General features: G+C 48.5%; 27 protein-coding genes and 2 riboswitches. Of the genes, 21 read left to right on the forward strand and 6 right to left on the reverse strand.

The annotated features are described in order from the left end of the window. Nucleotides 1-2: 2 nt before the first annotated feature. The 16 genes from HPY31_RS08955 (at nucleotide 3) to HPY31_RS09025 (ending at nucleotide 15,954) form a co-directional block, all read left to right on the forward strand. Nucleotides 3-1,100: a carbamoyl phosphate synthase small subunit gene (locus HPY31_RS08955; RefSeq protein WP_142061874.1), complete on the forward strand. Its 1,098-nt coding sequence runs from the start codon at nucleotides 3-5 to the stop codon at nucleotides 1,098-1,100. Then, nucleotides 1,084-4,296: a carbamoyl-phosphate synthase large subunit gene (gene carB / locus HPY31_RS08960; protein WP_172140227.1), complete on the forward strand. Its 3,213-nt coding sequence runs from the start codon at nucleotides 1,084-1,086 to the stop codon at nucleotides 4,294-4,296. Before HPY31_RS08955 ends, carB begins: the two co-directional genes overlap by 17 nt. Before the next feature lie 15 nt (nucleotides 4,297-4,311). Further along, the gene (gene pyrF, locus HPY31_RS08965) at nucleotides 4,312-5,049 is read left to right on the forward strand and encodes an orotidine-5'-phosphate decarboxylase (RefSeq protein ID WP_353057234.1); all 738 of its coding nucleotides are present in this window, start codon (nucleotides 4,312-4,314) and stop codon (nucleotides 5,047-5,049) included. 27 nt (nucleotides 5,050-5,076) lie between these two features. Next, nucleotides 5,077-5,715: an orotate phosphoribosyltransferase gene (pyrE, locus tag HPY31_RS08970; RefSeq protein ID WP_172140229.1), complete on the forward strand. Its 639-nt coding sequence runs from the start codon at nucleotides 5,077-5,079 to the stop codon at nucleotides 5,713-5,715. Nucleotides 5,716-5,922: 207 nt separating this feature from the next. Further along, complete coding sequence (locus HPY31_RS08975) at nucleotides 5,923-6,399, forward strand: GNAT family N-acetyltransferase (RefSeq protein WP_172140231.1); 477 nt, start codon at nucleotides 5,923-5,925, stop codon at nucleotides 6,397-6,399. Nucleotides 6,400-6,453: 54 nt separating this feature from the next. Next, a complete protein-coding gene (locus tag HPY31_RS08980) occupies nucleotides 6,454-6,969 on the forward strand; it encodes a phage tail protein (RefSeq protein WP_172140233.1) in 516 nt (171 codons plus the stop codon). Between the two features lie 27 nt (nucleotides 6,970-6,996). Next, nucleotides 6,997-7,506 (forward strand): phage tail protein, encoded by a 510-nt coding sequence (locus HPY31_RS08985; RefSeq protein WP_172140235.1) that lies wholly within the window; start codon nucleotides 6,997-6,999, stop codon nucleotides 7,504-7,506. 15 nt (nucleotides 7,507-7,521) lie between these two features. Continuing rightward, on the forward strand, nucleotides 7,522-8,046 hold the full coding sequence (locus tag HPY31_RS08990) for a phage tail protein (protein ID WP_172140237.1): 525 nt from the start codon (nucleotides 7,522-7,524) through the stop codon (nucleotides 8,044-8,046). Nucleotides 8,047-8,229: 183 nt separating this feature from the next. Next, entirely contained in the window at nucleotides 8,230-9,408 is a 1,179-nt protein-coding gene (locus HPY31_RS08995; RefSeq protein WP_172140239.1) for an ATP-binding protein, read from the forward strand. 137 nt (nucleotides 9,409-9,545) lie between these two features. Continuing rightward, the gene (gene kynB / locus HPY31_RS09000; RefSeq protein ID WP_172140241.1) at nucleotides 9,546-10,166 is read left to right on the forward strand and encodes an arylformamidase; all 621 of its coding nucleotides are present in this window, start codon (nucleotides 9,546-9,548) and stop codon (nucleotides 10,164-10,166) included. A gap of 96 nt (nucleotides 10,167-10,262) precedes the next feature. Next, a complete protein-coding gene (gene zwf, locus HPY31_RS09005; protein ID WP_172140243.1) occupies nucleotides 10,263-11,762 on the forward strand; it encodes a glucose-6-phosphate dehydrogenase in 1,500 nt (499 codons plus the stop codon). 23 nt (nucleotides 11,763-11,785) lie between these two features. Continuing rightward, nucleotides 11,786-12,775: a Gfo/Idh/MocA family protein gene (locus tag HPY31_RS09010; RefSeq protein WP_172140245.1), complete on the forward strand. Its 990-nt coding sequence runs from the start codon at nucleotides 11,786-11,788 to the stop codon at nucleotides 12,773-12,775. Between the two features lie 21 nt (nucleotides 12,776-12,796). Further along, a complete protein-coding gene (locus HPY31_RS09015) occupies nucleotides 12,797-13,438 on the forward strand; it encodes a cyclase family protein (RefSeq protein WP_172140247.1) in 642 nt (213 codons plus the stop codon). A gap of 17 nt (nucleotides 13,439-13,455) precedes the next feature. Next, nucleotides 13,456-13,971, forward strand: coding sequence for a DinB family protein (locus tag HPY31_RS09020; protein ID WP_172140249.1), 516 nt, complete (start codon nucleotides 13,456-13,458; stop codon nucleotides 13,969-13,971). Nucleotides 13,972-14,088: 117 nt separating this feature from the next. Further along, nucleotides 14,089-14,223: a hypothetical protein gene (locus HPY31_RS29005; RefSeq protein WP_256434400.1), complete on the forward strand. Its 135-nt coding sequence runs from the start codon at nucleotides 14,089-14,091 to the stop codon at nucleotides 14,221-14,223. Between the two features lie 94 nt (nucleotides 14,224-14,317). Continuing rightward, nucleotides 14,318-14,424, forward strand: a riboswitch (SAM riboswitch). A gap of 66 nt (nucleotides 14,425-14,490) precedes the next feature. Then, a riboswitch (SAM riboswitch) is annotated at nucleotides 14,491-14,602 on the forward strand. An 86-nt stretch (nucleotides 14,603-14,688) separates the two neighbouring features. Further along, nucleotides 14,689-15,954 carry a homoserine dehydrogenase gene (locus HPY31_RS09025; protein WP_172140251.1) on the forward strand — a complete coding sequence of 422 codons (1,266 nt, stop codon included), beginning with the start codon at nucleotides 14,689-14,691 and terminating at the stop codon, nucleotides 15,952-15,954. Between the two features lie 13 nt (nucleotides 15,955-15,967). Here HPY31_RS09025 and HPY31_RS09030 read toward each other — a convergent pair whose 3' ends face one another. Next, nucleotides 15,968-17,137, reverse strand: coding sequence for a CapA family protein (locus HPY31_RS09030; protein WP_172140253.1), 1,170 nt, complete (start codon nucleotides 17,135-17,137; stop codon nucleotides 15,968-15,970). A gap of 78 nt (nucleotides 17,138-17,215) precedes the next feature. Between HPY31_RS09030 and HPY31_RS09035 the strand changes: the two genes are divergently transcribed. After that, complete coding sequence (locus HPY31_RS09035; RefSeq protein ID WP_172140255.1) at nucleotides 17,216-18,031, forward strand: VOC family protein; 816 nt, start codon at nucleotides 17,216-17,218, stop codon at nucleotides 18,029-18,031. Between the two features lie 54 nt (nucleotides 18,032-18,085). On the opposite strand, the gene HPY31_RS09040 is transcribed toward HPY31_RS09035, so the two are convergent. The 3 genes from HPY31_RS09040 to HPY31_RS09050 all read right to left on the reverse strand — a co-directional run bounded on the left by HPY31_RS09040 (nucleotide 18,086) and on the right by HPY31_RS09050 (nucleotide 20,994). After that, entirely contained in the window at nucleotides 18,086-19,066 is a 981-nt protein-coding gene (locus tag HPY31_RS09040) for an arsenic resistance protein (RefSeq protein ID WP_172140654.1), read from the reverse strand. A gap of 150 nt (nucleotides 19,067-19,216) precedes the next feature. Further along, complete coding sequence (locus HPY31_RS09045) at nucleotides 19,217-19,696, reverse strand: CcdC family protein (protein WP_172140257.1); 480 nt, start codon at nucleotides 19,694-19,696, stop codon at nucleotides 19,217-19,219. A gap of 98 nt (nucleotides 19,697-19,794) precedes the next feature. Further along, nucleotides 19,795-20,994: an MFS transporter gene (locus HPY31_RS09050; RefSeq protein WP_172140656.1), complete on the reverse strand. Its 1,200-nt coding sequence runs from the start codon at nucleotides 20,992-20,994 to the stop codon at nucleotides 19,795-19,797. Nucleotides 20,995-21,188: 194 nt separating this feature from the next. Between HPY31_RS09050 and HPY31_RS09055 the strand changes: the two genes are divergently transcribed. Then, a complete protein-coding gene (locus HPY31_RS09055; protein WP_172140259.1) occupies nucleotides 21,189-21,869 on the forward strand; it encodes a CPBP family intramembrane glutamic endopeptidase in 681 nt (226 codons plus the stop codon). A gap of 18 nt (nucleotides 21,870-21,887) precedes the next feature. Next, the gene (locus HPY31_RS09060; protein ID WP_253901742.1) at nucleotides 21,888-22,442 is read left to right on the forward strand and encodes an RNA 2'-phosphotransferase; all 555 of its coding nucleotides are present in this window, start codon (nucleotides 21,888-21,890) and stop codon (nucleotides 22,440-22,442) included. Here the strand turns inward: HPY31_RS09060 and HPY31_RS09065 are convergent. Then, on the reverse strand, nucleotides 22,439-22,972 hold the full coding sequence (locus tag HPY31_RS09065; RefSeq protein WP_172140261.1) for a DUF309 domain-containing protein: 534 nt from the start codon (nucleotides 22,970-22,972) through the stop codon (nucleotides 22,439-22,441). The genes HPY31_RS09060 and HPY31_RS09065 overlap by 4 nt on opposite strands. Nucleotides 22,973-23,063: 91 nt before the next feature. Here HPY31_RS09065 and HPY31_RS09070 point away from each other — a divergent pair, with 91 nt between their 5' ends. After that, nucleotides 23,064-23,318 carry a hypothetical protein gene (locus tag HPY31_RS09070; RefSeq protein WP_172140263.1) on the forward strand — a complete coding sequence of 85 codons (255 nt, stop codon included), beginning with the start codon at nucleotides 23,064-23,066 and terminating at the stop codon, nucleotides 23,316-23,318. A 48-nt stretch (nucleotides 23,319-23,366) separates the two neighbouring features. Here HPY31_RS09070 and HPY31_RS09075 read toward each other — a convergent pair whose 3' ends face one another. Then, nucleotides 23,367-23,537: a YjzC family protein gene (locus HPY31_RS09075; RefSeq protein WP_017249478.1), complete on the reverse strand. Its 171-nt coding sequence runs from the start codon at nucleotides 23,535-23,537 to the stop codon at nucleotides 23,367-23,369. A 338-nt stretch (nucleotides 23,538-23,875) separates the two neighbouring features. On the opposite strand from HPY31_RS09075, the gene HPY31_RS09080 reads away from it, so the two are divergent. After that, the gene (locus tag HPY31_RS09080; RefSeq protein WP_172140265.1) at nucleotides 23,876-24,100 is read left to right on the forward strand and encodes a hypothetical protein; all 225 of its coding nucleotides are present in this window, start codon (nucleotides 23,876-23,878) and stop codon (nucleotides 24,098-24,100) included. Nucleotides 24,101-24,157 lie beyond the last annotated feature (57 nt).

Here is a 24,157-nt window from a genome sequence, read left to right on the forward strand (position 1 = left end):
AAATGCGTGCAAGATTGATCTTGGAAGATGGAACAGAATTTATCGGGACGGCATTTGGAGCGACAAAGGAGTCTTACGGGGAAGTGGTTTTTAATACAGGGCTGACTGGCTATCAGGAGGTTTTGTCCGACCCATCCTACTGCGGACAGATCGTCACCATGACATACCCGCTAATCGGAAATTACGGGATCAATCGAGACGACTTTGAGGCTGTTCGTCCATACATCCACGGCTTCGTTGTTCGCGAGCATTGCGAGGCACCGAGCAACTGGCGCAATACGAACACACTCGATGAACTGCTGAAAACATACGACATTCCGGGCATTGCTGGAATCGACACCCGGATGCTGACGAGAAAAATTCGTTACCACGGCACGATGAAGGGCATGATTACAACCAGTGAAGCCCCGTTGGCTGAATTGGTTGCTGCCCTAAACGGCACGACATTGATGACAGACCAAGTATCACGCGTTTCTACGAAAAGCGTCTTCAGCTGCCCAGGCACAGGTCATCGGGTAGTACTGGTAGACTTCGGAGCCAAGCACGGGATTTTGCGCGAGCTGACCAAGCGCAACTGCGACGTAGTCGTTGTGCCTTACAATGTGACAGCAGAAGAGATTCGCCGCATTCAACCGGACGGGATACTTTTGTCCAATGGCCCTGGGGACCCGAAGGACGTACCGCAAGCCGTAGAGATGATACGCGAAATCTTGGGTGAATATCCTCTGTTCGGAATTTGTCTCGGTCACCAACTGTTCGCGCTGGCATCTGGCGCTGACACGACGAAAATGAAATTCGGACACCGTGGCGGCAACCATCCAGTAAAAGAGCTGCCAACCGGACGCACCTATATCACATCCCAGAACCACAGCTATGCAGTCAAAGAAGACTCGCTTGCAGGCACGGAGCTGGAAGTTACACATATCGCCCTGAATGATGGCACCATCGAAGGTGTACGTCATGCCGCGAAGAATGCATTCTCAGTACAATACCATCCAGAAGCAGCTCCAGGACCGTATGATTCCGGCTACCTGTTCGACCAGTTTCTTGCGATGATGGAAACCGCTAAGGAGGAAAAAACTCATGCCAAAACAAGATAATCTGAAAAAAATCCTCGTAATCGGCTCTGGACCAATCGTCATCGGGCAGGCTGCAGAATTTGACTATGCAGGCACGCAAGCATGCGAAGCGTTAAAAGAAGAGGGCATGGAGGTAGTTCTGATCAACTCCAACCCGGCGACCATCATGACTGATACAAACATGGCGGACAAAGTATATATCGAGCCAATCACACCTGAATTCGTAGCGCGCGTCATTCGTCAAGAGAAGCCGGATGGACTGCTGCCTACGCTTGGCGGTCAAACCGGCTTGAACATGGCTGTTGCCCTCTCGGAAGCAGGCGTTCTCGAGCAAGAAAATGTAAAGCTGCTCGGAACCAAGCTGGAATCGATCAAGCAAGCAGAAGACCGCGACCTGTTCCGCTCCCTCATGAATGAACTGGGTGAGCCAGTACCTGAATCAGTCATCGTGAGCACGATAGAAGAAGCCGTCGATTTTGCAAACGAAATCGGTTATCCCATCATCGTTCGTCCTGCCTACACCTTGGGTGGTACAGGCGGCGGAATTTGTGATGATGAAGAAACCCTCCGCGAGATTGTCGCAAGCGGATTGAAATACTCCCCGATTACGCAATGCTTGATCGAGAAAAGCATTGCCGGCATGAAAGAAATCGAGTACGAAGTAATGCGCGATGCCAACGACAACTGCATCGTCGTGTGCAACATGGAAAACATCGACCCAGTCGGCGTGCATACAGGTGACTCCATCGTAGTAGCGCCTAGCCAAACACTGGCTGACCGCGAGTATCAAATGCTGCGCACATCGGCACTAAACATCATCCGGGCGCTCGGTATCGAGGGTGGCTGCAACGTTCAATACGCACTCGACCCGCACAGCTTCCAGTATTACGTGATTGAAGTGAACCCGCGTGTGAGCCGCTCTTCTGCACTGGCTTCCAAGGCAACAGGCTACCCAATCGCAAAGATGGCAGCCAAAATCGCAATCGGCTACACGTTGGACGAACTGAAAAACCCGGTGACAGGTCAAACATATGCGTGCTTCGAGCCAACACTGGACTACATCGTCAGCAAAATCCCACGTTGGCCGTTCGATAAGTTCCAATCCGCCAACCGCAAGCTCGGTACGCAAATGAAAGCGACTGGAGAAGTAATGGCAATCGGTCGGACTTTTGAAGAATCGATCATGAAAGCCATCCGTTCCTTGGAAATCGGCAGCTATCACATTGAGATCAAGGGAGCAGGCGAAATCAGCGAGGACGACCTGAAAGCACGTCTGGTGCACGCGGATGACGAACGTCTCTTCCTGCTGGCAGAAGCACTGCGCCGTGGCTGGACAATCGAACAACTGCACAGCCTGACCAAGATCGATCTGTTCTTCCTGCACAAGTTCCATAAAATGATTGCCTTTGAAGCACAACTGGCAAATGGCTTGACGAGCGAGAAGCTGTACGAAGCAAAACGCATGGGCTTCACGGACCGCAAAATTGCCGAGCTGTGCGGTGAGACAGAAGAAGCGGTACACGCCATGCGCAAAGAAAAAGGCTTTGTACCTGTATATAAAATGGTAGATACGTGCGCGGCAGAATTCGAGGCGCAAACACCGTACTACTACTCCGCTTATGAAGTAGAAGACGAGCGCATCGAGACAGGCAAAAAACGCGTGGTGGTACTGGGCTCCGGACCAATCCGCATTGGTCAAGGAATCGAGTTTGACTACGCAACGGTACACGCCGTCTGGGCACTGAGAGAAGCGGGCTATGAGGCAGTGATCATCAACAACAACCCGGAGACCGTTTCTACAGACTTCAACACTTCTGATCGCCTGTACTTCGAGCCGCTGTACCTTGAAGACGTCATGAACATTCTCGATGTAGAAAAACCAGAGGGTGTCATCGTACAATTCGGCGGACAAACCGCGATCAACCTGGCTGACAAGCTGGCTGCACGCGGAATCAAAATCTTGGGTACGAGTCTGGAAAACATCGACGCAGCGGAAAACCGCGAGAAGTTCGAAGCGCTACTGCGCGAGCTGGAAATCGCCCAACCACCAGGCAAAACGGTTACGTCAGTTGATCAGGCAGTAGTGGCGGCAGAGGGTCTTGGCTTCCCGGTCCTGGTGCGCCCATCCTACGTACTTGGTGGCCGTGCGATGGAAATCGTCTACAACCAGTCCGAACTGTTGGAGTACATGGAAAAAGCGGTGAAGGTAAACCCTGATCACCCTGTACTGGTAGACCGTTACATGGTCGGAATAGAAGCGGAAGTCGATGCGATCTGCGACGGCGAAAACGTTCTGATCCCAGGCATCATGGAGCATATCGAACGCGCAGGGGTGCACTCCGGCGACTCTATCGCTGTATATCCTCCGCAATCCTTGTCCCAAGCGATTAAGGATGAGCTGATCGACATGACGACGAAGCTGGCGCGTGCCCTGCAAATCAAAGGCTTGCTCAACATCCAGTTCGTCATCTATAAAGACCGCCCATACGTAATCGAGGTCAATCCGCGTTCGTCCCGTACAGTGCCATTCCTTTCCAAAGTAACGGGGATTCCAATGGCGAACATCGCGACGAAAGCGATCCTTGGTCACTCTATCATGGAACAAGGCTTTACACCGGGCTACCATCCAGAGGAGTCGATGGTTTCTGTCAAAGTACCAGTCTTCTCCTTCGCAAAGCTGCGCCGCGTCGATATTACGCTCGGCCCTGAAATGAAATCGACCGGAGAAGTCATGGGACGCGAGAGCACTCTGGCAAAAGCGTTGTACAAAGGCTTGGTCGCAGCAGGCATGAATATCCCGACACAAGGCACCTTGCTCGTGACTGTTGCTGACAAAGACAAGGAAGAAGCGCTGGACATCGTGAAACGCTTCCGCCACCTCGGCTTCAAGCTGATGGCAACCGCAGGCACAGCCGATTATTTGGAGCAAGCGGGACTGCAAGTCACACGGGTAAGTAAATTATCGGAAGGCACGCCAAACTTGTTGGATGTCATCCATACAGGCGAAGCGAACATCGTACTCAATACACTGACAAAAGGCAAAACGCCACAACGCGACGGCTTCCGCATTCGTCGGGAAGCGGTAGAGAACGGCGCCGTATGCTTGACTTCACTCGATACAGCTTCCGCTCTCCTGCACGTACTGGAGACGATCACATTCTCTACAGAAGCAATGCCAGCCCAGCGTGCTGGTGCCAAAGTGGCAGTAACCATATAAAAAGGGGAGAGCAGCGTGCAACAACAACTAACCGATATTCGCGAACGCATGATTGTTGCGCTCGACTTTTCCACACTGGATGAAGTCAAGAAGTGCATCGAGCCGCTACAGGGGCATATCCGCTATGTAAAAGTAGGGATGGAGCTCGCTTACGCAGAAGGGCCAGCGATCGTTTCCTTCTTGAAGGAAAAAGGACTCAACGTATTCCTCGACTTGAAGGTTCATGATATTCCCAATACAGCAAAAGGCGCGATGAGAAGCCTGGCTCGTCTGGGAGCAGACATGGTAAACGTTCATGCGGCAGGCGGCGTAGCCATGATGGCGGCAGCGAGAGAAGGCTTGGAGCAAGGGACAGCGGCAGGTGCTGCTCGTCCCCTCCTGATCGGTGTAACGATGCTGACTTCCACTGGTTTGCAAACGATGAATCAAGAATTGGCGATTCCAGGTGCGGTAGAAGATGTTGTCGTGCACTATGCTCTGATGACCAAGCAAGCAGGTTTGGATGGGGTCGTTGCTTCTCCACTAGAAGTACCGATGATCAAAAAAGCTGCTGGAGACGCATTTGTAACCGTAACGCCTGGAATTCGCCCACTGGGAGCAGATCAAGGTGATCAGACGCGTATCACGACACCAGAACAGGCATTCCGCTTGGGCAGTGATTACCTCGTGATCGGACGCGCCATTACGGGTGCTAAAGATCCGGTAGGAGTATGGCAAAGCATCGTCGCAGCAGTGGAAAAAGATCGTTCGTAAAGTAGCCAGCTGGAGGGAATAAGTGAAATGACGACAATGACAACCGCAAAACAAATTGCAGCGAATCTTCTCGAAATCGGGGCAGTTCATCTGCGTCCGGAGCAACCTTTTACATGGACGTCCGGGATTAAATCCCCGATCTACTGCGACAACCGGATCACGATGTCCTATCCGCATGTGCGCCGTGCCGTTGCGAGAGCATTTGCCGATCTGATCAAGGAGCAGTACCCAGATGCGCAGGTTGTTGCGGGAACAGCAACTGCTGGTATTCCACATGCTGCATGGGTTGCAGAGCTGCTTGACCTGCCTATGATCTACGTACGGGACAAGGCAAAAGGCCACGGTCGCCAAAACCAGATCGAGGGCGCATTGGCGGCTGGTCAAAAGGTCGTCGTGATTGAAGACCTGATTTCCACAGGAGGCAGCTCCTTGAAAGCAGCGCAAGCGGTACAGGCAGAGGGTGGAGAGGTACTGGGGGTCGTAGCCATTTTCAGCTATCAATTCCCGGATGCCCAAGCCTTGTTTGAGGAAGCAGGCATTCCTTGCTCCACCATTTCGAATTATACAGCGCTTTTGGAAGTAGCTTCAGAGCAAGGGGTTATTACTAGCCAACAGGAAAAAGTATTGGGCGAATGGCGGAAATCCCCGCGTACTTTTTTTGAATAAGGGAGACATGATGAAGAGTAGGGCGGCGTTCAAACCGTCCTACTCTTTTTTGTTTTGTCGTGGATCGTAATCTGGACCCGTTTTTCCTGTAAAAGAGCTAACTTTAGTTAGTGTTAGAAAGAATTTGCATAATGATATCATGATTGATGATTGCTATTTAATCAGGAAGGATATCAGAAAAGTACAACGATTACTACAAGGAGGATTATGGTACATACCAGACCTTTTGAATATGAGCAAGACGAATCATTTATTTGGGAATTGTACTGTTCTACGAGAACGGAAGAAATGGCACTTTGGGGTTGGAGTGAGTCGGACAAGCTTGCTTTTTTACAGTCGCAGTTTATCATGCAGCAGAAATCTTACCAAATGCAATTTCCCGCTCAAAATCATCAAATCATTCTGCGATCCAGGCAGCCTATCGGTCGTTTGATCACGGATGCGAGCGGAGAAGCACTGCATCTTGTTGATATTTCTTTGCTGCCTGCTTATCGGGGACAGGGTGTTGGTTCTGGCATTATTGGCGATCTGCAAAAAGAGGCTGAAGCTATCCAATTACCGATCCGTTTACGCGTTTTACAAGGGAATCCTGCCTTTCGATTATATGAACGATTTCATTTCATCGTGACCGACTCAACGGGGCTGTATATGCAAATGGAATGGCAGCCACTTCTGCAAAAATGACCAGTTTGTTCGTTTGACAAGGGAAATAACCACTTTACATAAGGAGGAAGCAACATGGCAGAGCCATTTCTTGGAGAAATCAGGATGTTTGGGGGAGATTATGCACCACAAGGATGGGCATTATGCGAGGGACAGATTTTATCGATTTCGGAAAACGACACATTGTTTAGTTTGATTGGATTCACATATGGCGGGGATGGACAAACGACTTTTGCATTGCCTGATTTACGGGGGCGTATCCCGCTCCATCAAGGGAAAAATCCGAGCACAGGAACTACCTTTGTGATAGGTGAAAAAAATGGTGTAGAATCCGTCACCTTAAACGTCCCACAATTGCCCGCGCATACGCATACGGTCCAAGCATCATCGCAGCCAGGAACGCAGAATAGCCCTGCCAATGCTGTATGGGCAAAGAATACGCAGCTATATTCAACAAATGCACCTGATGGATCGATGAACGCTTCCAGCTTGAGTACTGTAGGTGGAAATCAACCACACAGTAACCTGATGCCGTTTACGGTTATTAATTTCATCATTGCCCTGTATGGGATTTATCCTCAACAAAATTAACATTTCAATCGAACAGGAGGATTTTACGTGGAACCATTTCTTGGAGAAATTCGATTTTTTCCCTTTCCATTTGCGCCAAAGGGCTGGGCTTTGTGTAATGGTGCGTTGTTGCCTCTCAATGGAAACCAGGCACTATTTTCCTTGCTAGGTGCCGTTTATGGGGGGGACGGGAAAAACAATTTTGCCCTACCAGATTTAAGAGGGCGTGTCCCCGTTCATAAAAACAATCAACAAGATCGTCCAATCGTACCGCTTGGGATGTCAGCCGGAGAAGAAACGCATGTATTAACAACAAACGAAATACCGGCTCATACCCATACCGCGACGGGCTCGAATGCAGGTGCCAATGAAAAAACGAGCGCTGGGAACTACTGGGCACAAGCATCCACCACAACCTATGGGACAACGCCTGATACGACGATGAGTGAGAGTGCGTTGCAAACGGTAGGAAACAGTGCGCCTCATACGAATATGCAGCCGTATTTGGTCGGGAATTTTTGCATCGCGATTCAAGGGATTTACCCGCCAAGAAACTAGAGGAGGCACAATTATATGGATCCGTATATTGGAGAAATTCGTATCTTCGCTGGCAACTTCCCGCCGAGGGACTGGGCTTTTTGTGATGGACAACTGCTTACGATCCCTTCCAATCCTATTTTGTATTCGATATTGGGAACAAAGTATGGCGGCGATGGCAAGACCACATTTGCGCTTCCCAATTTAAGAGGCACAGCCCCGATGAACCAGGGGGAAGGACCTGGATTGACACCGCGTACGGCAGGTCAGACAGATGGCGCAGCCAAGATAACACTGCTGCAAAACGAAATTCCGGCGCATACGCATGTTCCCAATGCGTGCTCAACGCCTACAGGGGATACGCCAACAGGGGCGAAATGGTCATCTACTAGTGGCAGGGGAGGTATCATTCCTTACTCCAACACGAGTGATGGGACACAGCTTAGCCCGCAAGCGATTGGAACCACAGGCGGGACTCAGCCTCATAATAATATGCAACCTTATCTCGGACTCTCGTTCATCATTTGTGTGGAAGGCGGAGTTTATCCGGGGAAAGGATAGAGACTGAATTTTGGACGCCCAATGCTGTGCAGCTGGAGGCGTCTTTTTCGCGTGACGGTCACAGTCCTTCTTCCATCTTTTCCTACTTTTCGTATTCTTCTTGCGAGACGTATGCATTATAATGGATATGTCCGTGATACTAAACGATCGCTTGAAGCAGAACGATCGCAGAGGATGAAGCAGATGACGAAGATAGAAATACTGAAAAGCATGTTGACGAGCGATCAACGCAATGCACCAGTATGGCTGTTGTTAGGGTTAGAGCATGCTGAGCAGGGGGATCGTACGGAGGCTTTACAAGCGTTTACGCAGGCCCTTGCCTATGGTAATGAAGCGATGAAGGAAAAAATTGTGATCGAGCTCAACAAGCTACAAAAAGAATCCCCCTATTCACGGACGTTAAAAGGGATCAATCAGAAGGATTCCTCTACATACACTACGATGTTTTCACCTAAGATACGCGTCATTGAAGGGGGCAAAGGGAAGACCACCACGAAATCGGTTCAACTCGTTGAGAAAACGGCGGGCTTTGGAATGGTCGGCGGGCTTGGACGAGTAAAAGAGGCAATTTTTCAAAGACTCCTACAGCCTATTTCTCAACGGTTGCCTCAAAAGAAAAGTACCATCTTACTTTACGGGCCATCGGGGTGTGGAAAATCTTTGCTGGCAAAAGCAACCGCAGAAGAATGCCAGGCTCAGTTTTTCTCCATGGCGAACACAGGCGGTCGAAGTATGTATACGCCGTCGAACAGGCAGTTTAACATCCATGACTTACTGGCAACAGCTCCAGCCAATAAACCGTTCCTGTTTTTTTTAGATGAACTGGAGGCTTCCAGCCATTACGAAGAGCATGCGAACTCCTATCCTAGACAGGGGATCGATTCCAAATGGCTTCAGCAGATAGCGGAGGTAGGCGAGTACAACGAACGATTCGTCCTGATGGGTGCAACCAACGTCCCGTGGGAATTGGAGCCATCCATGCTCCGAGCAGCCGGCTTTGATCACTGGATTTTTGTCGGACCGCCAGATCGGCAAGCACGGGAGGATATTTTTCGCCTAAAACTGGAGGGCCGTCCCACTGAGATGCTAAATTATGAGCAATTGGCAGGATGGACGGAGTTTTATTCGGGGGCAGACATCGAGTATGTAGTGGAGCTCGCGACGGAGCAGGTATGGCATGATGTCGTAACAAAAGGGGTCGACCGCCCCATTCAAATGAGCGATCTGCGGGAGGCCATTGCAGCAACGTATCCAACGACCATTGAGTGGTTGAGGACTTTGAAAGAACATTTGAAACAAGTGGATGACAACGGATTTTATCATGAAGTGTGGGATTACCTGTCTCTTCACAGTAGAATCTGAAATCAACGAAAAGACTGTCGGCACGCTATCAAGCTGCAGTCTTTTTTTGGTACAAATGTTAGAATATTGACTCAATACAGTCTTTTTTGTACGCTGAGTATAGGCTTGAACAGTTGCTGGAAGGTGGAGGTTACGCGATGAAAATAATAGATATATCCCGTCCGTTCATGGCAGGTATGCCGACCTGGCCGGGGGACACTCCCTTTCACTATGTCGTAAACTGGCCCAAAGCGGAGAGTGGCTCAGTCAATGTCGGCAAAGTAACCATGAGTATTCACACAGGTACTCATGTGGATGCTCCATTTCACTTCGATGATGATGGCCGAAAAATAGCTGATTTACCACTAGACTTGTACATCGGAGAGGCAAGAGTGGTAGAGCTTACTGGACACTCCAGCATTGGTCCAGAAGATTTTGCCCAGGTTGATCTGGAGGGTGTGGAGCGCTTGCTGCTCAAAACATTATCATGGAGCGACCCCAATCAGTTTCCGTCAACGATCTGTCATCTGCGAGCGGACTTGCCAGCGTTCTTTGCCAAAAAGGGCATTCGGCTAATCGGAGTAGATGTCCCATCTGTCGATCCGTTGGACAGCAAGGAACTGGCTGCTCATCATGGACTTCACCAGCATCATATTCATATTTTGGAGGGGCTTCTCCTCGATCATGTGGAACCGGGTGATTATGAATTGATCGCACTGCCGCTTCCTTTAGTAGAAGCAGATGGAAGCCCGGTACGTGCAATCTTGCGTCGTTCGTAACGCTACATATTGATAAAGCAGTGATTTTCTCGAATAATAACAGGGTAACCACAAAAACCATCATCACGGCGTACGTATGAAGGGAATGAAAAAAAGATGGAAGCGATGACCTTTGTCCTTTTTGGTGCGACAGGAGATTTAGCCAAACGCAAAATTTTCCCTGCGCTCTTTACCTTATTTGTAGATCAAAAGTTGCCTGCTGCCTTTTCGATTATTGGTGTGGGGAGAAGGGCCTGGTCTGATGACGAATTTCAGGAATCTGTTCGCCAGTCTGTCCATGAATTTTCCCGTCGCGCCCAGATTGATTCCCGCGAGCTAGATGCTTTCTTGTCTGCTTGTCGCTATGCGGAAGTAGATGTCATGGAACCGCGTGCTTATGTAACGTTACATGATTTGGTCCTGCAAAGAGAGCAAGAGCTGCAGATTCCGCAAAACCGGATGTTTTACTTGTCAGTGGCCCCGCAATTTTTCGAGGGAATTGCAACCAATGTCAAAGACAGCGGACTGGGTTCAACGACAGGCTGGAAGCGTCTGATCATTGAAAAACCGTTTGGGCATGATTTGCAATCCGCGAAAGAATTGAATGAAAAGCTGGGAAAAGCATTTTCAGAAGAAGAAATATATCGCATTGATCATTACTTGGGGAAACCGATGGTGCAAAACCTCGAAGCTCTCGAATTCGCGAACCCGGTTTTCCAGGCTCTCTGGAACAATCAGTACATCGCCAACGTACAAATTACGGCGAATGAAACGGTCGGCGTCGAGGACCGGGCTGGATATTACGAGCCAGCCGGAGCACTGCGGGACATGCTCCAAAATCACATGCTGCAAATGCTGATGATTATCGCCATGCAGCTTCCGAAGCGAATCACATCCGCCCATATCCGCGAAGAAAAACGCAAGGTGATGGAAGCCGTGCGCCCGATGAAGAAAGAAGAAGTCGGGACCCACGTGATTCGCGGTCAGTATAGCGCAGGTCATATTCAAGGAACGCCTGTAGCTGGCTACAGGGACGAGCCTGGTGTCGATCCCGTTTCCCTGACAGAAACGTATATTGCCACGCGTGTCTGGATTGATGACCCGTTTTGGGAAGGGGTACCTTTTTATATTCGCACGGGAAAAAGACTGCAAGAGAAATCAACCAGGATCGTCATTGAGTTCAAAAATCCGCACGAAAAGCTATATCAGGAGCAAAATGAAACGCCATCGCCTAATTTGTTGATCATCAGTGTGAATCCAAATGAAGGTATTGCTTTGCAGGTAAATAGTAAGAATCCGACAAATAGCGGTAAGATTGAGCCGGTGACGGTAGATTTCAGTTCAGGGACAAAAGACGTGCCAGAAGCGTACGAGCTGCTCTTGTTCGATGCACTCCGGGGGGATTCCACTTACTTTGCGCATTGGGATGAGGTCCGGCTGTCGTGGGAGTGGGTGACACCGATTTTGGAAGCCTTCGCTGAAAATTTGGTGCCGCTCTTTACGTACGAAGCAGGCTCATTCGGACCAAAGGCCGCAGAGCAATTGCTTGCAGCAGACGGATTCGTGTGGTGGCTGGATAAGGTCGAAGAACGACTGCCAGTTACTGCAACGAGATAGAAAAAGAAAAGGGAGCGGATGAGATGCGATTTGGCGTAATCGGAACGAACTGGATCACCGAGGAATTTATCCAGGCTGGTCAAGAAGTAGAAGGATTTTCTCTTCAGGCTGTTTATTCACGTACGAACGAACGCGCCAAGGAAATCGCTGACAAGTACCATGCTCCATTCGCCTATAGCAGCCTAGAAGAAATGGTTACAAGCAAAAATATGGACGCGGTCTATATTGCAAGCCCCAACTCCTGCCACGCGGAACAAGCGATCCAGTGCATGGACGCGGGGCTGCACGTATTGTGTGAAAAGCCACTTGCTTCTAATGCGATTGAGGTAGAAGAAATGATCCAGGCAGCGAAAAGAAATGACGTGCTGCTCATGGAGGCTGTCAAATCTACACTGTTGCCGAATTTTTTTGCGATACAAGACAACCTGCACAAGCTGGGAAAAGTACGACGTTTTATTGCTAGCAATTGCCAATATTCTTCGCGCTATGACGCCTACCGCGAAGGGAAGGTTTTACGTGCTTTTGATCCTGCTTTTTCAAACGGAGCCTTGATGGACATCGGTATTTATTGTCTTTATCCGTTACTCATCCTTTTTGGCAGACCAGACGTGATCAAAGCAGAAGGAATCGTGCTTGATTCAGGAGTGGACGGAGAAGGCAGTATGTTGTTGAAGTATCGAGAGATGGATGCCATCGTTAGCTTCTCGAAAATTACGACCTCCTATCAGCCAGCAGAAATTCAAGGGGAGGACGCTACGATGGTGATCGATCGAATCAACCATCTCAAAGAAGTGGACATTCGCTACAGGGACGGACGAATCGAGCAAGTAGCAAGGCCGCAGACCCCGAAGACCATGCATTATGAAATAAGAGAATTTCTACACTTGGCGAAGATCGGGGCCAGACAATCTGCAACGAATTCGCATGAAGTTTCCAAAATGGCCATGCAGGTCATGGATGAAGCGAGAAGGCAGATGGGGATTGTTTTTCCAGCGGATCGAAAAAAACAGTAGGCAAAAGGGAGGGCGTTTGGGATGAAAATGTATGATGTGACCGCCACCGTGTACGAAGGAATGACGGTGTATAAAAACAAGCCGGAAAAGCAGCCGAAAATACGGACCGCCACCAACGGTTATGTAACAGAATCGAGAATCGACATGGACCTCCACACGGGTACCCATGTGGATGCTCCCCTGCATATGGTGAATGCTGGCGATACATTCGAAAGTATTTCCTTGGAGAAGCTAGTGGGCCCTTGCAAGGTTCTCGATCTCACAGCGGTCGAGGACAGGATCACTCGCGCTGACTTGGAGAGCTTCGATCTTGTGCGAGGAGATTTTGTCCTGTTTAAAACAAAAAACTCTTTTGAAGAGGCGTTCTCCTTTGAATTTATCTTTCTGTCTGAAGAAGGTGCGGAATATGTAAGTGAGCTGGGGTTGCGGGGCATTGGTACCGATGCACTTGGAATCGAACGCAGCCAGGAAGGTCACCCCACACATAAAAAATTGTTTGCAGCGGGAGTCATTGTCGTGGAAGGCTTGCGGCTAGCAGAGGTCCCGCCAGGCGAGTATTTTCTGGTAGCTGCACCACTCAAGCTGGTCGGCACGGATGCCGCCCCGGCAAGGGTCCTATTGTTTGAAGGCTTACATAGTAATTTGTCTATCGAAACCGAATGATGAGGAGTGGGAAACATATGCTCAGACGACCAGAGCGAGATGAATATGCTGCTTATTTTGACTATTATGTAGGTCTTGTACCAGAGGGGGAGCTCCAAACGATCCTCACGCAGCAAGGAGAGAGGATCGTCGCGTTATTTTCGTCCCTTGCGCCCGAGCAAGCTGATTATCGGTATGCACCAGGCAAATGGACGGTTAAAGAGGTTTTGGGTCATCTCATCGATGCAGAACGCATCATGAGCTATCGCTTGCTGAGAATCGCAAGAGGAGATCAGACACCCCTCGTCGGTTTTGATGAGAATGCGTTTGTTGAACACGGGTGTTTTCAGCTAAGAGACCTGTCTGATTTACTGGAAGAGTATAAGGCTGCCCGAGCTTCCACCATCGCGCAGGTGCGAGGAATCTCGCCAGAAGCGTGGTTGCGTACAGGACTTGCCAACGGAAACAAGCTATCTGCAAGGACATTGGTCTATGTGATTGCTGGACATGAAGCTCACCACACTAGCATTTTGAAAGAACGGTACTTCGGGTAAGGTAAAATCAGTAGACAAGTATGCCCCTCCTTTTCTGGCATTTTCTAACGATCGTCACGGTCGAGCGGAAAATGCTCTTTTTATTTTGGGCAGAATAATAGAAGAGGAGGGCGAGCAATGATGCAACTTTTTATTTGCCAATGGTGCGGATATGTTGTGGAAAAAGAGCAGCCTGAGGAATGCCAGGAGGGCGTATTTCATTGTGCCTGCTGCAGTATGGAAGAGGTAGAAAGCCTGTTCACCCACAACTGAAAGCCTTGCCAGATCAGCTTGCAATCAGAAAAGAAAGAATTTTGTTGACGCTTGCCTTGGAATTTCTTAGAATAAAGCTCAACAGCATAAATGGTTCTTATCCAGAGAGGTGGAGGGTCTGGCCCGATGAAGCCCGGCAACCGTTGCATATTGCAACAAGGTGCCAATTCCTGCGAGACGTTTCGTCTCGAAAGATAAGAAGCGGGTTACTCCATTAGTAGATGAACCTTCTTCTTAGCGAAGAAGGTTTTTTTAAATTTCATATTTTCTTTATCCAGAGAGGTGGAGGGACTGGCCCGATGAAGCCCGGCAACCGTCACGCATATTTTGTGACAAGGTGCCAATTCCTGCAGGACATATACGTCCTGGGAGATAAGGAGGGGGAGCATTAGCTGCTATCAAGCCTTCTTCTTATCGAAGATGGCTTTTCTTTTTATCTAAAATTCGGGGTATGGGGTGGTAAGGATGAGTGCAGAAGTAGTACGTGTGGGATTATTGGGATTGGGGACAGTGGGTGGGGGCGTAATCAAAACGATCCGTTCACAACAGGAGAAGCTGGCTTCTCGTCTGGGAAAACGAATTGAGATCGTCAAGGCATTGGTGCGTGACTCGGAAAAAGAGCGGGCGGTTCATGTCGACCCGGCTTTACTGACGACAGATTTTGAGGATGTATTGAGAAGCGATGTGGATATTGTGGTGGAGGTCATGGGCGGTGTAGAACCTACCTATGACTACGTACGTGCTTTGATCGAAAAGGGCTGCCATGTGGTAACCGCCAACAAAGAACTCCTGGCGAAAAAAGGAACAGAGCTAGTCGATTTGGCAAATCAGCATCAAGTGCATCTTGCCTATGAAGCGAGTGTGGCTGGGGGTATCCCGATCTTGAGTGTGCTCCGGCAGTTCCTGCGTACGAACGATATCCAAGGCGTTCGCGGTATTCTCAACGGAACAACGAACTTCATTTTGACGAAAATGGAAGCAGAGCAGCTCTCCTACCAGGAGGTGCTCAAGCAAGCACAGGAGCTGGGCTATGCGGAAGCAGACCCTCGTTCGGATGTAGAAGGCTTTGATGCTATGTACAAATTGTATATCCTGGCACAGCTTGTTTATGGGGAATCGCTGCCTTTAGCGGATGTTGTTCGCAAAGGAATTGCAGATTTGTCTGCAGGTCACATTCGGATTGCAAGCGACTTAGGGTACCGGATTAAGCTGATCGCGCAGGCTTATCAAGCCGAAAAAGGCATTCGCCTATCTGTTGAACCAACCATGCTTCCGCTGAGCCATCCGTTGGCGCAAATCCACGATGCGTTTAATGCTGTCCAGCTATCCGGCAACATCGTGGGAGACTTGTTGTTTACAGGAAGAGGGGCAGGAGAGCTCCCAACAGCAAGTGCAGTCGTGGAGGATTTGGCCTATTTATTGACACAGCCATTCACACCGCATCCTACCTGGAAAGAAAAAACGGCTGACAAAGCTGGAGGCACGGTGGATTCGGCAGAACACGTCCTATGTTATCTAGAGGGCTCATGTCATACTGCGACGCCAGATCGTGTCTTGCATTTCCTTCAGCAGGCAGGAGTGAACGTGCATAAACTAAAAGTTCAATTCGATTTGGGGGGCGTCTTGCGCGCAGGGTTGATTGTGACGGGAATCAGTGAACAGCATGAGTCCTTATTGAAAAATGATTTTGGCTTAGAAGTGCGCTGCTTCCCTATTCTTGAATCTGCGTAAACGGCTTCTTTTATCAGGGAGCAGTCTCCACTGCCTTTACACGTGGCTGCACACGCCCGTCACTTTGTATGTCGACATGCTCAGAAATGGATTCAATGCGCTTTAACAGGGCAGCTCCGTTGCTTTCATTCATGGGTACAGCCTGTCCCAATTCTGCATGATAGGGAAGCATCGTCAGCTCACAATCACCGCTCTTGGTACAGTTTGCTTGCAGGACCATCGTTTCCCAAGTCTTGGGTTCATTTGATCGTGTGAAAATGAAATTGCCAAGACTGTATGCAATCCATTTGTCGTTGTATCGTTCAAAGCCTTGCAGTACGTGGGGATGACCGCCGATAACCAAATCTGCACCAGCATCGATGTAGGCACGAGACAGCTCTTTTTGATGATCGACAGGATAATCGGAGCGTTCTTTGCCCCAGTGTGCAATCACCACCACGAGATCCGCTTGGCTGTTCGCATCCTGGATCGCTTTCACTGCTAGTGTAGGATCATAGGAAGCGGCCATACCTGGTTGGGAATTCCCTGCAAACCAGCTCGTTTCGGGAATGACCCTGCTGAAGCCGAGAATCGCGATCTTGATGCCGTTCTTTTCTAGGAAAACAGGTGAATAGGCGCGGCTTGCATCCTTACCGGCACCGACGTATTTTATTCGGTTTTCGTCTAAAGCGTCAAAGGTATCCAGCAATCCCGGAACACCTTGGTCCATGGAATGGTTATTGGCCAGATTCACCACATCAATTCCAGCGTTTTTCATGGCAGGAACAGCAAGTGGCGATGATTTGTAAACATACTCCTTGTTTTGAGCAGCAACACCTGTGGCGGTAATCGGCGTCTCCAAATTGGCAATGGTGATATCATCTTGCAAAAAGAGCGAGCTTACATGTTTGTATGGGTAGTCATAGCTGTTTATAAGTAAGGTTTTCTCAACGTTTCCTGACATCATAATGTCACCGACAAAGGTGAGCTGCACGGAAGACTTTTGGTTCGCGGTATTATCAGGAGCAGGCTGGGTGTTCGGGTTGGCATGTTCTCTATCCATGGCAGTTTGGAATAGGTAGTAGGTTCCGACGACGAAGATGGCCAACACGCTAAAGAGGAGCGTGTTCTTTCCCACACGTGCCCATTTTCTGCGTGAGCGCTTGCGCCGAGCATGTATCCGGCTTGATCTGTTCTCGTTCATTTTTCCCCCTTGTCTTTCTATCCTTACATAAATGAATTTTGATATCCTATAAGTAATACGAAAAAGGGGAGAAAAAAGGTGCAATTAACTTTTGATCATTTGGTTCATTTTGTACATCGGACTCCTCAGGAAGCAGCAGAGCAATTTTGCCAAGCGGGTTTTCATGCGGTAGCTGGAGGGCGTCATGCGTCTTGGGGGACATGGAATAGCCTTAGTTATTTCGGGCTTTCCTATGTTGAGTTTTTGGCGGTTGAACACCCTGAGCTTGCTCGACAATCAAAGAATCCGCTCATACGTCAATGCATCGAGGATGAGGCAAAGGGAGAAGGATTTGGTCAGATTGCGCTTCGGACCAACGAGATGGATGCGTGGGCAGAGCGCTTGCGAGGCCAAGGCTTGCAGGTTACGGGACCTGTTGCGGGAAGTCGTACGCGTGAGGATGGCACGACGCTTCGATGGCGGATGTTGTTCCTCGAAGATGCTGAGAGTACTCTTCTCCCACCCTTTCTCATTGAATGGTCGCAAACCGATACAGAGAGAAGAGAAGATTTGACTAATCGCGGCATCATTGGCGTACATCCGAACGGTGCTGCCCAACTCAAGTCTGTAGGGTATGCCGTGACGGATCTGGAAGAAGCAACAGCACGTTGGCAAAGCTGGTTTGGGTGGGAGAAGAGCGAAGTATTCCACGATAAAGAACTGGGGGCTATCTGCCAAGCGTTTGAACTTCCGGGTGGAAATGTAGTACTTTGCCAACCGACTGAGGAGGGAATGGCACAGACTGCATGGAAAAAACGCGGGCAAAGACCGTTTTTTGCGAGGTTGGCAGGAAGTGGGACGAATAGCGAGTATACGATTGGTGGAGGATCTTACTTTCTAGCAGAGCTGGAATAGTTATTTAGAACAAGGGGTGGTACCAATGAAGTTGACACCACCCTTGTAGATCGTTTAATCAGCATTTCCCTTCGTCTCTCGTAAAAGTACATGTGGAACAAGACGAATATAGAATAGTTCCCCAATCAGCTCTACAATGGTTTGCGTGACGATGACAGCAGACACTACCCCGTTTAAAGGTTCAGGTAGCGCCAGTGCAAAAGGAAGAACGACAAGAGAGTTTCGGGTTCCTGCACTAAAGATAAGAGCCCGCCCTGCTCCAGTATCTAAACGGAATATACGAGAAACGATACATGCAAGAATTGGTGCTATGGCCATAAAGGCTACATAAACGGGAATCACTTGGCTAATAAAATGAAAAGAAGTATATAGTTTAGAGATCTGAGAGGCAACAACAATAAAAAGGGTTAGTGCCATAAAAGGCACAGGAAGCCATGCTGTAGCATCAAGAAAACGTTCTCCGTATGGTTGGCGTCTAGACCACCATTGCGTAAGGAGAGCAAGTACCAGTGGAGCAACAATAAGACCAAAAAATGCTTCGAAAAACGGTCCGACACTCACAATTTCCGCCGATGTCTTGCCCATAAAAAGCCCTAGATAAATAGGTAATAAAAGCATTTGGGTAACAAAGAGTATAGGGGTTGAAACCAGAACAAGCTTCTCGTTCCCTCTCCCAAGTTGTGTAAAGACGATAACATAATCAATGCAGGGAGTAAGCAAAACGAGAAGTACACCTAATCGTATTGCTGGATCGTTTGGAAGGAAATGGGTCAACCCCCAAACAAGGATAGGTATCGCTATGTAATTCGTAACAAGCAGTGCATAAATGAACTTTCGATTCGATAATGCCTCTTTTAAACGAAAAAACGGTATTTGGGCAAACATCGCATACAGTAAGATGGCAAGTATGAACGATATCATGCTATCTAAGCTCTCACTGGATGCTGGCCATAACAAGCCTACTCCAGCGGCAATCAGTAGTACGAAAGCATAGAGCCATACTTGATTCTTTTCCAATTCTTCTCTTGAAATCACTTCCTGCACTTCCCCTTCCTAACACGAACCCGTATTTTTCAATCTTCTCCAAGCATTCTGACCATGTAAGACATAGCGACGTTGCCCGTTTTTACGCTCCGGGGCAGGGAGCAAACCAAAAACCACCTCGAAAGGGAGGTGGTTTTTTTACTAGGTGCCAAACGTCTTTTTGGTTAAATTCCGGTACATCACCAGCATCGCGATACGCCAAGGCACGAGCATACCAAATGCGAGCAAGAAGAACAGTCCACCTGTTTGAATCGGTGTAAAGCTATCATTGATCAACAGTTTAATAATCAGCCGGATGACCAACAGACCGGACAAAATGAAGAAAAACGCACGGGACCGTTTCAAATACACATCTTGCCCAATGATTTCGAAGCGTGACGTCATAATCAACGGAATCGAAAAGATTACCCCAACCACAAAGGCTGCGATATCAAACTTGGGCGGTAATTGCGCCTCCGGTAACAAGAACATCGCAAACCCTGTCGCCATAAAAAATGGTGGCAAAATAATGCTTTTTGCAGAAGCCGGCTTTTTTTGCCGACGCATTCTCAAAAAGATCACTGCAATAGCCATCACGAGAGGCAGCAGGATTCCCAAAACGGGAGAGGAAAGTATCTGCATGGAAAAACGCCTCCATTAGTGTTCAACGTACATTCACTAGTGTACACCAAAGCATGGTCGATAGGAAAGCGTTTGTCATGGTACGTTCCATTCCGATACTAGGCAGCGGCTTCATCATGAGAGCGAACATCCAGCTTATGCTTTTTACTGTAAATAAAAGTTAACAAGCCAAAGAGCAGTGTTATCGAGCCGATGAAGAGGAGGTAGCCGCTAATACCGAGAAGGTCCAGCCCAACTCCTGTAATCGCAAGAGCCAACAAGAAAAATCCACGATCTAGCATGCTTTTGAAAGAAAAGAATCGCCCTTGCTGGTGTGGTGGTAGGCGCTTCTGGAAAATTGTTGCGGTAACCGGGAAGAAGAAAGCAACGACAAAGCCGAACACGGAGAAGGAAGCAAGGACCATGAATTTGTTATCGGCGAATGACATGCCAAACTGGGACAGCGCGAAGAAAAAGAGCATGATGGTGGAAGCTGCCACGAGATTTCTGTGACCTATCCAACGCTTTGCCAAGAGCCCTCCGATCAAAATGCTGATTCCTTCTGCCGCATAGATCCATCCCATGAGCTGAGGTTCCTGTTGCAGCTCACTAAAGTTCAAGATCATCAGGTTCACACCGCCAAGGAACAAGGTGATCAACCCATTATTAATCAGTCCAACAAACAAAGCCGGGTCTTGTCGCGAGATCGTCAGTACTTCGCGAAACTCCACTTTTTCCTGAATTTTCCGAGAAGTGACGGGAGGAATGCGGAGAAAGAGCGTGACCACAGCGAGTACTGCATACGCGATGATAGAGAATACATACAGCATGGACAGATCCATGGACGCAACGAGTATACCGCCGATTGCTGTTCCGCCAATGCGCGAGAGCGTAGAGATATTCAAATATGCGCTGTTCGCCTTGAGTAACTCGTCCTGAGAAAGGATGGCTGGCAAGGAAGCCTGCACGGTCGGAAAATAAAAAGCAGCAGAGCATTGCATCACAATCAGAGATACGATCATCCACAGAAGAGAATCGTTTGCAAGAGCTGGGAACATGAAGACTGGGCTAAGTGTCCGGATCAGGCTGGCAAACAGCATGATCTTGCCTTTGTCGTACATGTCAATCACCACACCCGCTTTTGGGGCGAGGAGAATGCTGACCACCAATCCACACATCAGAATCAAGCCCTTCACCGTATCAGAAGGAACAAGTTTCTGCATGAACGAAAGATTGGCAATAATCGAAATCCACATGCCCGCTCCCGCGACGATCTCTCCGCTCATTAAAAGCAGAAAGGTACGATTACGCCATAACATGAGAGCCACTCCAAACATTCGTTAGATAGGTAAAAATTTGAACCGATCCATTCCTTTGAGAAAAAGCGATTCCTCTAGTATAGCATTCATGCAAACGCTTGTATATTTATTGTCTTCGTGGGTATTCTTCGTATTCATAACGGACAAACTAACGCCATGCTGCGGCCATTACGCCCAAAAGGAGATATTCGTAAATGGCGCGAAAACGAACGTTGCTACTGTTGATCGTGTATGGGTTTGCTGCGACACTCACGATCTTTTACGGACTGGTGGAAAAGCATAGTGTCATTATCACATTCTTTTCTTTTCATGTGCTCGTATGCATCTGTATTCCCGTCATTCACGGATGGTGGGAAGGGGATTTGCGTAAGCAATGGCAGTCCGCGTGGGGAAGTTTTGAATGGCAGGGTACTTTATACGGACTGGCACTTGGCGTTCTGATGCTGACAGGAGTGCTAGCTGGACTTTGGTTGCTCTTGCAGGAGCCGGGAAGACCCGAAGCCGTTCGAGCAGGCATGGAAGCATGGGGGATTAACCGCCGCTGGATTTGGGTTTTTTCCGTCTATCTTATTTTCATTAACTCGCTGCTGGAAGAATTGTTCTGGCGAGGCTTCGTATTGCAACGGTTTCGTGCATCCTTATCCCACTTACTTTCCATTTTTCTTTCCGGCTTTTTTTATTCCTTGTATCACTTGATTATCTCTACGCTCCTATTTGGTTTGCAAAACGGCTTGTTCATTACATCGTTGGTTTTTGGTGTAGGGCTGATATGGGGATGGCTGAAAGAAATGTTTCCTTCTATTTATCCAAACTGGATTAGTCATTTACTCGCGGATTTGGGTCTCGCCCTAGCTGTTGTTCTCTGGATTTATTGACCGGATAGGAGGGAGAAAATGATGCTGGCGATACATGAAGAAACGAGACTTCGCAAGCGATTGCTTAGTATACTTCGGCAAAACAGTGAAGCATTTCAACTCTACTACGACACGTATGGGTATACCCCGGTTGAGCCGTTACTGAAATATCTTCATACGCTGAAAGGGTGCGCATACATAACCAGACAAGATCTTCATCAAGCCGTGGAATTCGATCCGGAACGGAGTATCGAATGGGACGGAGGATCACTCATTCGAGTTACCTACGGCTTTTTGCCCTCGATTGCAAAAAGCAGGCTCATGGAGATCGTACCACCTGATGTTCTCTATTACGGGACACATCGAAAGTTATTGAAACAAGTACTCACTGGCGGCCTGTTGCCGATCGCCAGTGAGTACGTGCAGCTTGCGGATAAACCGGAGCATATTGGAGAGCCGACAGACACATTGCGCCTCGTCACTGTGAATGCAAAGGAAGCCCATGAAACCGGCATTTGCTTTTACCGAGTGGGTGAGCACTATTGCTTGAGCGATGCTATCCCATCCAGTTATTTACACCTGTACGCAGATTAGTTTGACTCATTGTTCCGACGTGCTTCGCGCATTTGTAGCTGGTGCTGGCGTTCTGCCATAACGTCGCTACGATCCCTCAAGGTATGCTTATTCAGCAAGTAGGCGTCTTGCATATCGCTATCCCGATGCTCAGGGTGATTTTGCATCGTACAAGCCTCTTGATACGCCTGTTTCAAAGCATCGGACATGGGCAGGGACATGCTTCGATAGGGCTGACCATTTTGCATTTCTGTCAGACGCTCTTCAAGCAGGCTCGCCAGACTTTCGCTATCCAACCCAAGCTTTTGGATCTCTAGATGATGCTTTTTGACAAGGGAAATGGCGCTCGTGAGCATCTTGATTGCACCTGCCTGATTCCCGCGTCTCTGATGATAAAGAGCGACGGAGATTTGAATCAAACCCACCCACACGGGCTGTCGCTCATGGGGAGGAGCGCTTTTCCAATATTCCTCGAGAATCTCATGACACTCAAAATAATCGCGTTCTACATGAAACTGGATCAAATAATCCAGATACGGTTGCGGATACATGGTGATCTTCACCTCACTGCTTGGTTTTCAATGGATCGTTTATGTACTATTATAAAGCATAGAGAGTAGAAAATGAGGTGTAAAACGATTTATGACAAGAGATGAACTCGTAGCCGTATTGGAAAAAAAGCGAATGACCGAAATCATAGAACTGATCGAGGATGCTGAACAGGGTGAGCTGGAAGAGCTCGAGCTTGTGGAAAGCCTAGGATTGCTCATGGATCAGGAGTTGAACAAAGAAGTCCTTTCGTTATTGGAGAGCTTGGGTGTTACCATTATTTACGTAAGCGGCGATGAAGAAGACGAAGAGGAAGAAAACGACGACGAAGACGAAGACCATTCGTAAAAAAGAGAACCAACCTTGTGCATGGTGCCAGGTTGGTTTTTGCATTTCTTACTTTTGAGTCCATACGCGATTTTTATTTCGTGTAGCGGGGAACTTTTCTCCTCTGGAAAGCTCGATGATCATCGGGTTCTGCACGCTTGCACCGGACTCACCAATCTCCATGTATACGGCATTTTTCGGAGACTTTTCTCCTTCACGAAAACGGCTGTGTTCTCCCACGAAGGCACCTTCTTCCTAAGGATTTGTCATCTGCATTAGTATGACCCGGTATACAGGCTTAATGCCCTCCCTTTTATTGACGATAAGTTTTGAATTCTCGCTTTGTCTGGTCCGCTGTCTTGCTCGGAAAAACAGCGATTCCATAAGCGTTTGACCACTCCTACTGCAAAATAGCCTACGAGACATCCGCTGATTTTGACTAGAATCTAGACTTCTGTCCATGCCGATATGTCATCACCTACATACCTTGTAGATGTAACGAAAAGGAAGGAGTGAGGTTAATGAGTTGCGGATGCAGAAGATCTCGTCGCAGATGCTTTAAATGCTGCGAAAAGAAAGTGTACAGAAAGCATTGCTTCTATAAGCCACACTACAGAACCCATTGTAAGCCATACGGTCGTAGTTGTGGACACGGTCACGGTCACTTTGGTGGTTTTGAACACTTTGGCGGCGGTTACGGCGGTTACGATGGCGGCTTCGATGGTTACGGCTCCTCTTATGGTGGCGGATACGGTGGCGGTTATGGTGGAAGTCACGGCGGAAGTAACGAGAGCAAGTATTAATAGAGAAAGGCGCCGGGGTGGCGCTTTTTTCGTTTTTTCGCAAGTTTCGTTCAATTT

It is taken from the genome of Brevibacillus sp. HB1.3, from assembly GCF_013186635.1.
GTDB classification, from domain to species: Bacteria; Bacillota; Bacilli; order Brevibacillales; family Brevibacillaceae; genus Brevibacillus; species Brevibacillus brevis_D.